General features: G+C 69.5%; 13 protein-coding genes. 6 read left to right on the top strand and 7 right to left on the bottom strand.

Annotation, left to right across the window (positions count from 1 at the left end):
- Nucleotides 1-465: 465 nt before the first annotated feature.
- Genes IEZ17_RS01890 through IEZ17_RS01865 form a run of 6 tightly spaced genes read left to right on the top strand, consistent with a single transcriptional unit; the run spans nt 466 to nt 5,472 of the window.
- Nucleotides 466-1,323 carry a 3-hydroxyacyl-CoA dehydrogenase family protein gene (locus IEZ17_RS01890; protein ID WP_189296204.1) on the top strand — a complete coding sequence of 286 codons (858 nt, stop codon included), beginning with the start codon at nt 466-468 and terminating at the stop codon, nt 1,321-1,323.
- Nucleotides 1,323-2,003: an O-methyltransferase gene (locus tag IEZ17_RS01885; RefSeq protein ID WP_189295601.1), complete on the top strand. Its 681-nt coding sequence runs from the start codon at nt 1,323-1,325 to the stop codon at nt 2,001-2,003. The genes IEZ17_RS01890 and IEZ17_RS01885 overlap by 1 nt, the downstream gene beginning before the upstream one ends.
- Nucleotides 2,000-2,281 (top strand): acyl carrier protein, encoded by a 282-nt coding sequence (locus IEZ17_RS01880; RefSeq protein WP_189295599.1) that lies wholly within the window; start codon nt 2,000-2,002, stop codon nt 2,279-2,281. Before IEZ17_RS01885 ends, IEZ17_RS01880 begins: the two co-directional genes overlap by 4 nt.
- Nucleotides 2,274-3,374 carry an acyl-CoA dehydrogenase family protein gene (locus IEZ17_RS01875; protein WP_189295597.1) on the top strand — a complete coding sequence of 367 codons (1,101 nt, stop codon included), beginning with the start codon at nt 2,274-2,276 and terminating at the stop codon, nt 3,372-3,374. The genes IEZ17_RS01880 and IEZ17_RS01875 overlap by 8 nt, the downstream gene beginning before the upstream one ends.
- Nucleotides 3,371-4,336: a 3-oxoacyl-[acyl-carrier-protein] synthase III C-terminal domain-containing protein gene (locus IEZ17_RS01870; protein ID WP_189295595.1), complete on the top strand. Its 966-nt coding sequence runs from the start codon at nt 3,371-3,373 to the stop codon at nt 4,334-4,336. Before IEZ17_RS01875 ends, IEZ17_RS01870 begins: the two co-directional genes overlap by 4 nt.
- Nucleotides 4,333-5,472: an HAD-IIIC family phosphatase gene (locus IEZ17_RS01865; RefSeq protein ID WP_189296202.1), complete on the top strand. Its 1,140-nt coding sequence runs from the start codon at nt 4,333-4,335 to the stop codon at nt 5,470-5,472. The genes IEZ17_RS01870 and IEZ17_RS01865 overlap by 4 nt, the downstream gene beginning before the upstream one ends.
- Nucleotides 5,473-5,628: 156 nt before the next feature.
- Here IEZ17_RS01865 and IEZ17_RS01860 read toward each other — a convergent pair whose 3' ends face one another.
- The 7 genes from IEZ17_RS01860 to IEZ17_RS01830 form a co-directional block, all read right to left on the bottom strand.
- Complete coding sequence (locus tag IEZ17_RS01860; protein ID WP_189295593.1) at nt 5,629-6,078, bottom strand: DUF2550 domain-containing protein; 450 nt, start codon at nt 6,076-6,078, stop codon at nt 5,629-5,631.
- A 115-nt stretch (nt 6,079-6,193) separates the two neighbouring features.
- A complete protein-coding gene (locus tag IEZ17_RS01855) occupies nt 6,194-6,577 on the bottom strand; it encodes a F0F1 ATP synthase subunit epsilon (protein WP_018087383.1) in 384 nt (127 codons plus the stop codon).
- 106 nt (nt 6,578-6,683) lie between these two features.
- Nucleotides 6,684-8,126: a F0F1 ATP synthase subunit beta gene (gene atpD / locus IEZ17_RS01850; protein ID WP_189295591.1), complete on the bottom strand. Its 1,443-nt coding sequence runs from the start codon at nt 8,124-8,126 to the stop codon at nt 6,684-6,686.
- A gap of 4 nt (nt 8,127-8,130) precedes the next feature.
- Nucleotides 8,131-9,048, bottom strand: a complete 918-nt coding sequence (locus IEZ17_RS01845; RefSeq protein ID WP_189295588.1) for a F0F1 ATP synthase subunit gamma — start codon at nt 9,046-9,048, stop codon at nt 8,131-8,133.
- Between the two features lie 20 nt (nt 9,049-9,068).
- Nucleotides 9,069-10,661 (bottom strand): F0F1 ATP synthase subunit alpha, encoded by a 1,593-nt coding sequence (atpA, locus tag IEZ17_RS01840; protein WP_189295586.1) that lies wholly within the window; start codon nt 10,659-10,661, stop codon nt 9,069-9,071.
- 215 nt (nt 10,662-10,876) lie between these two features.
- Nucleotides 10,877-11,692, bottom strand: a complete 816-nt coding sequence (locus IEZ17_RS01835) for a F0F1 ATP synthase subunit delta (protein ID WP_189295584.1) — start codon at nt 11,690-11,692, stop codon at nt 10,877-10,879.
- Nucleotides 11,689-12,252: a F0F1 ATP synthase subunit B gene (locus tag IEZ17_RS01830; protein ID WP_189295582.1), complete on the bottom strand. Its 564-nt coding sequence runs from the start codon at nt 12,250-12,252 to the stop codon at nt 11,689-11,691. Before IEZ17_RS01830 ends, IEZ17_RS01835 begins: the two co-directional genes overlap by 4 nt.
- Nucleotides 12,253-12,275: the final 23 nt, after the last annotated feature.

Genomic DNA, 12,275 nt, shown 5'->3' with positions numbered 1-12,275 from the left:
GTCGCAGGTCACGGCCACTGCGACGGCAACCTCCTTTGACCTGACCAGGAAGTCCGCCGGGGAACCGGTCGAAGCTTTCCGGAACAATGGATTCCGCCGCCGCACCAGAACAATCATGCTACGGTCCAGACGCTGGCGGATGTCACTGGAGGGATATGGGTTCGCATCGCAGACCCCCATGCATTCCACCGGTGCGGCGATTCATGGAACGAAACATTCCGGATCTCTGAACCGGCACCGCCACGCTCCGGACTCGACCGCCGGGGCGGTCCAGGGGCACCCCTTCCGCCCCGCCCACCAGACCACAACCGCTCCGCTACGGGCGACGCCCCCGTCGACCCCTTGCAGAATTCGGTCCGCTCCCGGATCGTCACGTGCCGAGCAAAGCAAAAACCTCAACCTAATGCCTGAGCAATGCAATTAGTCATGCTGTCAACCGCTAGGTAACGGAGGTATGCGGTGACAATGGAAGACCCGGCCGCGCGACTGGCCGTTCTGGGAGCCGGTGTCATGGGCGTCAGCATCACGACACTCGCCCTCGGCCAGGGCGTTCCGGTGCTCCTCGTCGAGACCGACCCGCAGAAGCGGGCGGGGGCCCGCGCCAGGATCGATCACGAGTTGCGGACGGCACAGCTCATGGGAGCCCGTCCGGACGTTCCGCAGGGGCATCTGACGATCAGCGACTCGCTCGTCGAGGCTCACGACGTCGATGCGGTGATCGAAGCGGTCACCGAGGACGCCGAGCTGAAGTCCAAGGCACTGGCCGACGCCGCTGCGGCGACCGGTGCCGGCACCGCGCTGGTGACCAACACCTCCTCCATACCGGTCGACGAACTCGCCTCCCGACTGCCGCACCCCGAACGGCTGGTCGGCGTCCACTTCATGAACCCCTCGTACCTGATCCGGACGGTCGAGGTCATCCGCGGCGCACGCACCGGCGAACAGACCGTCGAGGCGGTCGGCCGGGTGCTCGCGGCGCTCGACCGGCGCCCGGTCTTCGTCGGCGACGGCCCCGGCTTCGTCACCAGCCGGGTGCTGCATCGGATGATCAACGACGCGGCACGGGTCGTGCAGGAGGGCCGGGCAACGGCCGAGGACGTGGACACCCTGATGCAGGACTGCCTCGGACACCGCACCGGGCCGCTGCGCACCGCCGACCTGATCGGCCTGGACAACCTCGTGGACTCCCTGTGGGTCCTGCACCGGCGCACCGGCGACGAGGGGTGCCGCCCCTGCGACCTGCTGCTCCAGAAGGTGCGCGACGGCGAGCACGGCCGCAAGAACGGGCGCGGCTTCTACACCTACCCGGGCGCGGTGGCCTGATGGCCGATCAGCTCATCCTCGACGACCGGCTCCGGGACTACGTCCGGCAGATGTCGTTGCGCGACGACGACGTCCTGCGCGACCTGCGCGCCGAGACGGCAGGCATGCCGATGCTCCAGGCGATGCTGGTGCTGCCGGAGGAGGCGCAGTTCCTCGCCCTGCTGGTCCGGCTGACCGGGGCCGCGAAGGTGCTGGAGGTGGGCACCTTCACCGGCTACAGCAGCCTGTGCATGGCGCGTGCCCTGCCTCCCCACGGCACGGTGGTCACCTGCGACAACAGCGAGCGCTGGACCCGGATCGCCGCACGCTACTGGCAGCGGGCCGAGGTCGCCGACCGGATCGACCTGCGGCTCGGCGACGCCGCCGAGACCCTCGACCGCCTCCTCGCGGACAACGGCCCCGACAGCTTCGACCTGGCCTTCATCGACGCCGACAAGGCCAACTACTCCCGGTACTACGAGCAGTCCCTGGCGCTGGTGCGGCCGGGCGGGCTGCTGGTGCTCGACAACACCCTGTTCTTCGGCAGGGTCGTCGATCCCGCCGTACAGGACCCGGACACCCTGGCCATCCGCGAACTCAACACCCGGCTGCGCGACGACGCACGCGTGGACATCTCCATGCTCGCCGTGGCGGACGGCCTCACCCTCATCCACAAGAAGCCCGAGAGGAAGCCGAGATGAGCGAGTCGACCACAGAGCGCCGGTTCGTGGCGGAAGACGTCGAGACCGAGCTGAAGCAGTTCCTGGAGAAGAGCACCAAGACCAGCTGGGAGTCGGACACCGACCTGTTCGCCGACGGCGGCGTCTCATCGATGTTCGCGATGGAACTGGTGGTGCACATCGAGCGGTCCTTCGGCCTCGCCATCGAAGGACCGGACCTCAGGATCGACAACTTCCGCACGGTGAACGACATGACCGCTCTCGTGCTCCGACTCACCGGGTCCGACGCCGGTGAGTGACGACCTGCCGGGCCTGATCAGCGCGGAGGTCGGCGACCGGGCCGCCGCCTGGGACCTGGCCGGCACCATACCGGTGGAGGTGCTCCGCAGGCTCGGCGCGGCGGGCGCGCTGTGCGCCGAGGTCCCCGCCGAGTACGGCGGCCCCGGCCTGTCGAGCCGACGGAACGGCGAACTCACCGCCCACGCAGGGACGCTGTGCAGTTCGCTGCGGAGCGTGATGACCTCCCAGGGCATGGCGGCGTGGACCATCCAGCGGTTCGGCACCCGCCGGCAGCGCGCCGAGGCGCTGCCCCGCCTCACCCGGGGCGACCTCGCCGCCGTGGCGTTCAGCGAACCGCAGGCCGGCAGCGACCTCTCGGCCATCGCCACCACGGTCAAGGACGACGGCGACACGGTGGTCCTGAACGGGCACAAGGTCTGGTCCACCGCGGCCGGATACGCCGATCTGCTGGTGGTGTTCGGCCGCTACCAGGACGGCGCCGCCGCGGTACTGGTACCGACCACGACGCCCGGCGTCACCGTGCGCCCGGTCCCCCAGCCGTTGGGGTGCCGCGCAGCCGGCCACGCCGACGTGCTCCTTGAGGACGTACGCCTGCCGGCCGCTCAGGTGCTCTCGGGCACCGGCCAGTCGCTCCCGCTGCTCACCACCCTCGCGCTCACGTACGGACGGATGTCGGTCGCCTGGGGGTGCGTCGGCATCATCCGCAGCTGTCTGCGCGCCGCCGCGGCCCATGCCCGCGACCGGGAGCAGTTCGGCAAGCCGCTGGCCGAGCACCAGTTGATCGCCCGGCACCTGGCCGAGCTGCTGGTCGCCGAGCAGACCGCGACCCGGGTGTGCGAGCACGCCGCCGGCTGTTGGGACGACCGGTCCCCCGAGCTGAGCACCGCCGCGGTGCTCGCCAAGCACGTCGCCGCGGGCCACGCGGCCCGGTCCGCCGCCACCGCGGTACAGGTACTGGCCTCGGCGGGTTCGGTGGACGGCGAGCCGGTGGCACGGGCGTACCGGGACGCCAAGTTGATGCAGATCATCGAGGGCAGCGAGGAGATCTGCCAGCTCATCCTCGCGGAGCGAGCGCTGGAAGGGGCCGTATGAACGCCATCGGAATCGGGTCGGTGCACTGTCTGCTGCCGGACGAACGGGTTCCGGTCGCGGACCTGCCCGAACTGGCCCGGCTGAGCGACGAGGAGCTGAAGTTCGCCGAGCAGGCGGGGGTCGAAACGGTCGGGATCTTCCCGGACACCGAACCGACCGAACTCGCCGCCCGGGCCTGCCGGGAGCTCATGGCCACGCAGGAGGAGGTGCCCGACCTCCTCCTGCACATCGGATCACGGGCACCGGACGTACTGATCGGTTCGGACGCCGGGAAGATCGCCCATCTCGCCGGGCTGGACGGCACGTTCCCGTTCACGGTCGACGGACTGGGCTGCGCCGGCTCCTCGGCGGCCTGGGGCCTGGGCCGGGACCTGCTCCTGGGCGACCCCACCCGCAAGAGTGTCCTCATCACCTACGGCAGCCGCCCGACCGCCGCCGACCGGGTCCGCCGACCGGTCACCGTGATCGGGGACGGCGCCTTCGCGATGACCCTGGTCCGGGGCGGCCGACCGGTGCTGAAGGCACACCGGATGGAGGTCGACAGCTCCTTCCACGACCTGTTCGAGGTGGACTACAAGCACCGGCCCTGGTCGCAGTGGCGCGAGGAGTGCACCGACAACGACCGCTACTCCTTCGAACTCGCCATGCAGAGCCGCAACCGGCTCGGCAACCTGGTCGACCGGGTCCTCGCCGACGCGGGCCTGGGCCAGGACGACGTGGCCGCCGCACTGATGCAGAACGTCACCGCCAGCGCCTACGACTTCTACCGGATCTCCCTGGGCCTGCCGATCCACCCGGTGTGCGCGACGCACCTGGCCGAGTTCGGCCACCTCGGCCCGATGGACGTCGTCCTCAACCTGGACCGCCTGCTGGCCCGCGGTGAGGTGGACCCCGGCCAGCACGTCCTGGTGCTCAGCAACAGCCCCGTCGCGGCCTGGACCGTGACGCTGTGGGAAGTATGAAACCCGCCCCGGCAAAGGAGAACGAGCAAGTGACGGAACCGCCTGTCACCGTCAAGTGCCTGGTCTGGGACCTGGACAACACCCTGTGGCGCGGCACGCTGCTGGAGAACGACGACGTCGAGGTCCCCGACGCCCTGCGCGACGTGATCACCGCACTCGACGCGCGGGGCATCCTTCAGTCGATCGCCAGCCGCAACGACCACGACCAGGCATGGGAGCGCCTGGAGAAGCTCGGGCTGGCCGAGTACTTCCTCCTGCCGCACATCGGCTGGGGCGCGAAGTCCGCCGCCGTCCGTGCCGTCGCCGACGAGCTCAACTTCGCGCTGTCCACCATCGCCTTCATCGACGACCAGCCCGCCGAACGCGCGGAGGTGGAGTTCCACCACCCCGAGGTGCGGTGCTACCCGGCGGAGGACGCCCTGTCGCTACCGGACCGGCCGGAGTTCACCCCGGCCGTGGTGACCGGCGACGCCCGCCGCCGCCGGCAGATGTACCAGGCGGGTCTCCGCCGGGAGACCGAACGCGCCGAACACGCGGGCACCGACGAGGAGTTCCTGCGCTCCCTCGCCCTGGAGCTCACCATCGGCCGAGCCGGTGCCGAGGACATCTCCCGGGTCGACGAACTGACCCTGCGTACCAGCCAGATGAATGCCACCGGGGTGCACTACTCGGAGCAGACCCTGCGCTCCCTCGTGGCGGACGAGCAGCACGAGGTGCTGGTCGCCTCGCTCACCGACCGGTTCGGCCCGCACGGCGCGATCGGCGTGATCCTGCTCGACCGGCGTCCCGGTGCCTGGCACATCAAACTGCTCGCCACCTCGTGCCGGGTGGTGTCCTTCGGTGTGGGAGCGGCGCTGCTGCGCTGGCTCGCCGACGAGGCCGCGCGGGCCGGCCAGTCCCTGACGGCCGACTTCCGGCGAACCGAGCGCAACCGGATGATGGAAGTCGCCTACCGCTTCGCGGGGTTCCAGGAGGCCGAGCACGAGGCCGCCGAGCCACTGCCCGATGCGGAGGGCACCCAGACCCTCTGCCTGGAACCCACCCGGCAGGATCCGCCATCCCATCTCAAGGTCGTCGCACCCCGGCTGTTCAGCGCCTCGCGCGACCTGACCCCCTGGGTGCCCGGCGGGCACTGACCGGAGGAGCCGGACCGCGTTCGCGTCGCCGCCCGTCCGGCGGCGGCGCGAACGGCCGACGACCACCGCACCGCTCAGGCGCAGCCCCGCAGTCAGGCCACGTCGCCCCTCCCCCGGACTTCGTCCGGGGCACCCCCATGCAACGCGGCGCCTGTTCTAAGCCACATTGACTCGCTGCCCGGGGGGCGCCGCCTCCAACCAGGCCAGGAAACCGGTGAGGGCGTCCTCGCTCATCGCCAGTTCGACGCGGGTGCCGCTCAGCTCACAGGCCAGCACGACGGAATCGGAGAGCAGTGCGAGTTCCTCCTCGCCCTGCGGCGTGCGCCGCTCCAGCACCTCGATGACGGACCGCTCCAGCAGCCGCCGCGGCCGGGGCGCATACGAAAAGACCCGGAACCACTCGATCCGGTCACCGTTGTAGCGGGCGACCCCGTAGATCCAGCCCTTGCCGCTGGGATCGCCGCTCTCCTCCGACACGTTCCACCGGAGGCTGCAGTCGAACGTGCCTCCGGACCGCTGGATGAGCCGCCGCCTCAGTCCGAAGACGAACAGTCCCAGCAGCACCAGCACCACGACCGCGCCGCTCACAAGCAGAGCGAGGACCATCTCGACCGACCTCCTCGCCGTGTATTCGGGAAACGCACCTGTATTGCCTCAGCCGCGGCCCGCTCCGGAACTCCGGGCGGCCCGCGGCTGAGGTCGATCTCGTCGGTGACGGGGCTCAGTGAACGCCCGTCACCGCACGCAGCCGGACATCGGCGCGGCGCTCGGCGGCTGCGTCAGCATCCGACTTCGCCCGCTCCAGGGCCCGCTCCGCGCGCTGGACATCGATCTCGTCCGACAGCTCGGCGATCTCCGCGAGCAGAGACAGCTTGTTGTCGGCGAACGAGATGAAGCCGCCGTGCACCGCGGCGACGACGGTGCCGTCCCCGCTCTCACCCGTCGTACGAATCGTCACCGGGCCCGACTGCAGCACGCCGAGCAGCGGCTGGTGTCCGGGCATGACGCCGATGTCGCCCGACGAGGTGCGCGCGACGACCAGGCTGGCCTCGCCGGACCAGACCTGCCGGTCCGCGGCGACCAACTCGACGTGCAGCTCAGCCACGATGGCTCCTCGGGTCTCCACCTGCCTGGTGTGGCAGATGTTGGGTCAAATACTAGTGGTCGTCCGGGCCGGAGGCGGCCAGGGCCGCCTCCGGGACCGGCGGGAGTCAGGAGACGCCCAGCTCCTTGGCGTTCTTCTTCAGGTCGTCGAGACCACCGCACATGAAGAAGGCCTGCTCGGGGAAGTGGTCGTACTCACCGTCGGCGATCGCGTTGAACGCGGCGATCGACTCGTCGAGCGAGACGTCCGAGCCGTCGACACCCGTGAACTGCTTGGCAGCGTGGGTGTTCTGCGACAGGAAGCGCTCGATGCGACGGGCGCGGTAGACGATGAGCTTGTCCTCCTCGCCGAGCTCGTCGATACCCAGGATCGCGATGATGTCCTGAAGGTCCTTGTACTTCTGCAGAATCGACTTCACGCGCGAGGCGCAGTCGTAGTGGTCCTGCGCGATGTACCGCGGGTCCAGGATGCGGGACGTCGAGTCCAGCGGGTCCACCGCCGGGTAGATGCCCTTCTCCGAGATCGGACGCGACAGAACGGTGGTGGCGTCCAGGTGCGCGAACGTGGTGGCCGGCGCCGGGTCGGTCAGGTCGTCCGCGGGGACGTAGATCGCCTGCATCGAGGTGATCGAGTGACCACGGGTCGAGGTGATGCGCTCCTGAAGGATGCCCATCTCGTCGGCCAGGTTCGGCTGGTAACCCACGGCCGAGGGCATGCGACCCAGCAGGGTCGAGACCTCGGAACCGGCCTGGGTGAAGCGGAAGATGTTGTCGATGAAGAACAGCACGTCCTGCTTCTTCACATCGCGGAAGTACTCCGCCATGGTCAGACCGGCCAGGGCCACGCGCAGACGGGTGCCCGGGGGCTCGTCCATCTGGCCGAAGACCAGCGCGGTCTTGTCCAGAACGCCGGCCTCCGCCATCTCGTCCATGAGGTCGTTGCCCTCACGGGTGCGCTCACCGACGCCGGCGAAGACGGAAACACCCTCGTGCAGCTTCGCCACACGCATGATCATTTCCTGGATCAGAACGGTCTTGCCGACACCGGCACCACCGAACAGACCGATCTTGCCGCCCTTGACGTACGGGGTCAGCAGGTCGACGACCTTCAGGCCGGTCTCGAACATCTCGGTCTTCGACTCGAGCTGGTCGAACGCAGGGGCCTTGCGGTGGATCGCCCACCGCTCGGTGACCTGGGACTCGGCCTCCGGCTCGTTCAGGATCTCGCCGAGGGTGTTGAAGACCTTGCCCTGGGTGATGTCGCCGACCGGGACGGTGATGCCCGCGCCGGTGTCGACCACCGGGGCCTGGCGGACCAGACCGTCGGTGGGCTGCATGGAGATCGCGCGGACCTGGCCTTCACCCAGGTGCTGGGCGACCTCAAGGGTCAGCGTCCGCTTCGCGCCCGGGCTGGCCGGGTCGTCGACCTGGACGTGCAGAGCGTTGTAGATCTCCGGCATCGCGTCGACGGGGAACTCCACGTCGACGACCGGGCCGATCACCCGGGCGACGCGGCCCGTGGCAACGGCCGTCTCAACAGTGGTGGTCATAGTGTCAGTCACTCCCCGCGGTCGCGTCGGCCAGTGCGGCACTGCCACCGACGATCTCGCTGATTTCCTGGGTAATTTCGGCCTGGCGGGCCGCGTTGGCAAGCCGCGAGAGCGACTTGATGATCTCTTCTGCGTTGTCGGTCGCCGACTTCATCGCGCGCCGCGTGGCGGCGTGCTTGGAGGCGGCGGCCTGCAGGAGCGCGTTGTAGATCCGCGACTCGACGTACCGCGGCAGCAGGGCGTCCAGGACGTCCTCGGCCGACGGCTCGAAGTCGAACAGCGGGAGGATCTCGCCCTTGGACGTGTCCTCCGACTCCGCCGTCTCGTCGAGGCTGAGCGGCAGCAGGCGGTTGTCGATCGCCGACTGCGTCATCATCGAGACGAACTCGGTGTAGACGATGTGGAGTTCGTCCACGCCACCCTCGGCGGTGTCCTGCTGGACGGCCGTGATGAGCGGTGCGGCGACCGCCTTCGCGTCCGCGTACGTCGGGCTGTCGGTGAAGCCGGTCCACGACTCCACGACCTTGCGCTCGCGGAAGTTGTAGTACGCCACACCCTTGCGGCCGACGATGTAGACGTCGACCTCCTTGCCCTCGGCCTTGAGCCGCTCGGTGAGCTGGTCCGCGGCCTTGACGACGTTGGAGGAGTAGCCGCCGGCCAGACCGCGGTCGCTCGTGATGAGCAGCAACGCGGCCCGGGTCGGCTTCTCCGTCTCGGTCGTCAGCGGGTGCTGGGTGTTCGAGCCCGTGGCAACCGCCGTCACCGCGCGGGTCAGTTCACTCGCGTACGGCGTCGATGCCGCCACCTGGCGCTGCGCCTTGACGACGCGCGAGGCGGCGATCATCTCCATCGCCTTGGTGATCTTCTTGGTCGCGGTGACGGAGCGGATGCGACGCTTGTAGACCCGGAGCTTGGCTCCCATGGATCAGGTCCCTTCCGTCGTCACTTGCCGGTGCCGGCCGGGGCGTCCTCGCCGAGCAGCTTGCCGTCCGAGGTCTCGAACTGCCGCTTGAAGCCGTCGACGGCCTCGGAGATCGCGCCGATGGTGTCGTCGGACATCTTGGCGCCCTCGCGGATGCTGATCAGCAGCTCCTTCTTCTCCCGGCGGAGGTAGTCGAGGAGCTCCCGCTCGAAGCGGCGGATGTCCTCGACCGGAACGTCGTCCATCTTGCCGTTGGTGCCGGACCAGATGGAGACGACCTGGTCCTCGACCGGGTACGGGGCGTACTGACCCTGCTTGAGCAGCTCGGTCATGCGCTTGCCGCGCTCCAGCTGCGCCTTGGAGGCCGCGTCCAGGTCGGAACCGAAGGCGGCGAACGCCTCCAGCTCGCGGTACTGGGCGAGGTCCACGCGGAGCCGGCCGGAGACCTGGCGCATGGCCTTGTGCTGGGCGGAACCACCGACACGGGAGACGGAGATACCGACGTTCAGTGCCGGACGCTGGTTGGCGTTGAACAGGTCCGACTCCAGGAAGCACTGGCCGTCGGTGATGGAGATGACGTTGGTCGGGATGAACGCCGACACGTCGTTGGCCTTGGTCTCGACGATCGGGAGGCCGGTCATCGAGCCGGCGCCCATCTCGTCGGAGAGCTTGGCGCAGCGCTCCAGCAGACGCGAGTGCAGGTAGAAGACGTCGCCCGGGTACGCCTCACGGCCCGGCGGGCGGCGCAGCAGCAGGGACACGGCGCGGTAGGCGTCGGCCTGCTTCGAGAGGTCGTCGAAGACGATCAGGACGTGCTTGCCCTGGTACATCCAGTGCTGACCGATGGCCGAGCCGGTGTAGGGCGCCAGGTACTTGAAGCCCGCCGGGTCGGACGCCGGGGCGGCGACGATGGTGGTGTACTCCAGCGCGCCGTTCTCCTCCAGCGCGCGGCGGACCGACGCGATGGTGGAACCCTTCTGGCCGATGGCGACGTAGATGCAGCGGACCTGCTTCTTCGGGTCGCCCGAGCGCCAGTTGTCGCGCTGGTTGATGATCGTGTCGACGGCCAGGGCGGTCTTGCCGGTCTGGCGGTCACCGATGATCAGCTGACGCTGGCCGCGGCCGATCGGCGTCATCGCGTCCACGCCCTTGTAGCCGGTGGCCATCGGCTCGTGGACGGACTTGCGCTGCATGACCGTGGGAGCCTGGAGCTCCAGGGCGCGGCGGCCCTCGGTCTCGATCTCGCCGAGGCCGTCGATCGGGTTGCCCAGCGGGTCGACGACGCGGCCGAGGTAGCCCTCGCCCACGGCGACCGAGAGCACCTCACCGGTGCGCTGCACCGGCTGGCCCTGCTCGATGCCGCTGAACTCACCGAGGATGACCGCACCGATCTCGCGCTCTTCCAGGTTCAGCGCAAGACCGAGCGTGCCGTCCTCGAACTTCAGCAGTTCGTTCGCCATCGCCGAGGGCAGGCCCTCGACGTGCGCGATACCGTCACCGGCATCGCTGACCGTGCCGACCTCTTCGCGCGAGGCCGCGTCCGGCTTGTACGCCTGGACGAAGTTCTCCAGCGCGTCCCGGATCTCCTCCGGCCGGATCGTGAGCTCCGCCATCTGGGTTCCCTGCTCTCCTTGTTGGGCCCGAAGTTACTTGCGGTTCCGGGGGGCTCGTCCCCCCAGGGGGTTTCCGCTTACGGCCCAACTCGGGCCGCCGTCATGCTTGTGCTGTTCTCCCGGGGCGTCTTCCGGACCGCAGCCGGACCTCTCGGTCCGGCCGACCGGTCCGGTGCCTGGCCGCCGGTTGTGCAGCTCTTGAGTTGGTGGCTGGATCAGCCGGCCATCCGCCGGGCCGCCTCTTCGAGGCGGTCCGCGATGGTCCCGTTGATGACCTCGTCGCCGATCCGTACCCGGACGCCGCCGCAGACCTCGGGGTCCACGTCGAGGTTCAGGTGGATCTGCCGTCCGTACAGCTCGGCCAGTGCGGCGCCGAGACGCTGCCGCTGCCCTTCGCTGAGCGGCACCGCCGAGGTGACCACCGCGACCATCCGGTCCCGGCGGGCCGCCGCCAGCTTGGAGAGGGCATCGAGCCCTGCCTCCAGGCTACGGCCCCGCGGCTGTGCGACAAGACGGATCACCAGGCGCTCGGTGACCGGGTTGACCCGGCCGCCCAGCAGCGTGCGCAGCAGCTCCGTCTTGGCAGCGGCTGACGCGTTGCGGTCCGTCAGCGCACGACGCAGCTCGGCGCTGGACGCGACGATGCGGCCGAACCGGAACAGCTCGTCCTCGACGTCGTCGAGCCGGTCGTCCCGCTGCGCCGCGACGAGGTCGGCGCTGAAGGCCAGTTCCTCGATCGCGTCGGGCAGGTCGCGCGAGCGCGACCAGCGGGAGCGGACCATTCCGGTCACCAGGTCGAGAGTCGCCTCGCCGACCTGGCCGCCGAGCAGCCGCTCGGCCAGCTGGGCGCGCGCCTCGCCGCCCTGCGCCGGGTCGGTCAGGACCCGACGCAGCGACACCTCGCGGTCGAGCAGAGCGGTGACGGCAGCCAGCTCCTCGGCGAGCTTCACCGCGTCGACGGAGGTGTGGTCCGTCAGCGCGTTGAACCGCTCGCGTGCGGAGGCCAGTGCCTCGCGGCTCGCTCCGTTCATCGGCCGGCCTCAGCCTTCGTCGTGTCCGACGCCGCCTTCGCCTCGAGCTCGTCGAGGAAGCGGTCGATGGTCCGGCTCTGGCGGGCGTGGTCCTCAAGGGACTCCCCGACGAGCTTGCCGGCCAGTTCGGTGGCGAGCGTGCCCACGTCCTGGCGCAGCGCCTGCGCCGCCGCCTTGCGGTCCGCCTCGATCTGGGCGTGACCGGCGGCGATGATCTCCTCACGCTGCCGCTGGCCCTCGGCGCGCATCTCGGCGATGAGCGTCGCGCCCTGCTCCTGCGCCTCCTGGCGGAGTCGCGCGGCCTCGTGGCGGGCGTCGGCGAGCTGTGCTCGGTAGTCCGCGAGCACCTGCTGGGCCTCGGCCTGCGTCGCCTCCGCGTCCTCGATCCGGCCCTCGATCTGCGCCCGGCGCTCGTCCAGAACCTTGTTGATGTTCGGGAGGAGCTTCTTGGCGAGGAAGCCGAAGACGATGAAGAAAGCGATCAGGCCGATGACCAGCTCTGGAATCGGCGGGACCAGGGGGTTCTCAGGAACCTCCACCGCCAAGTGCAGGGCGTTCACATCAGTGCCTTCCGTCTGAATGG

This window comes from Streptomyces albospinus (assembly GCF_014648695.1).
GTDB lineage: Bacteria > Actinomycetota > Actinomycetes > Streptomycetales > Streptomycetaceae > Streptomyces > Streptomyces albospinus.
This window is presented reverse-complemented; position numbering and strand designations above follow the sequence as displayed.

What these genes read in the sequence shown, in the direction of transcription:
- IEZ17_RS01865 (WP_189296202.1), top strand. Translation starts at nt 4,333, where the DNA reads ATGAAACCCGCCCCGGCAAAGGAGAACGAGCAAGTGACGGAACCGCCT.
- atpD (WP_189295591.1), bottom strand. Translation starts at nt 8,126, where the DNA reads ATGACCACCACTGTTGAGACGGCCGTTGCCACGGGCCGCGTCGCCCGG.
- IEZ17_RS01885 (WP_189295601.1), top strand. Translation starts at nt 1,323, where the DNA reads ATGGCCGATCAGCTCATCCTCGACGACCGGCTCCGGGACTACGTCCGG.
- IEZ17_RS01870 (WP_189295595.1), top strand. Translation starts at nt 3,371, where the DNA reads ATGAACGCCATCGGAATCGGGTCGGTGCACTGTCTGCTGCCGGACGAA.
- atpA (WP_189295586.1), bottom strand. Translation starts at nt 10,661, where the DNA reads ATGGCGGAGCTCACGATCCGGCCGGAGGAGATCCGGGACGCGCTGGAG.
- IEZ17_RS01860 (WP_189295593.1), bottom strand. Translation starts at nt 6,078, where the DNA reads ATGGTCCTCGCTCTGCTTGTGAGCGGCGCGGTCGTGGTGCTGGTGCTG.
- IEZ17_RS01845 (WP_189295588.1), bottom strand. Translation starts at nt 9,048, where the DNA reads ATGGGAGCCAAGCTCCGGGTCTACAAGCGTCGCATCCGCTCCGTCACC.
- IEZ17_RS01835 (WP_189295584.1), bottom strand. Translation starts at nt 11,692, where the DNA reads ATGAACGGAGCGAGCCGCGAGGCACTGGCCTCCGCACGCGAGCGGTTC.
- IEZ17_RS01880 (WP_189295599.1), top strand. Translation starts at nt 2,000, where the DNA reads ATGAGCGAGTCGACCACAGAGCGCCGGTTCGTGGCGGAAGACGTCGAG.
- IEZ17_RS01890 (WP_189296204.1), top strand. Translation starts at nt 466, where the DNA reads ATGGAAGACCCGGCCGCGCGACTGGCCGTTCTGGGAGCCGGTGTCATG.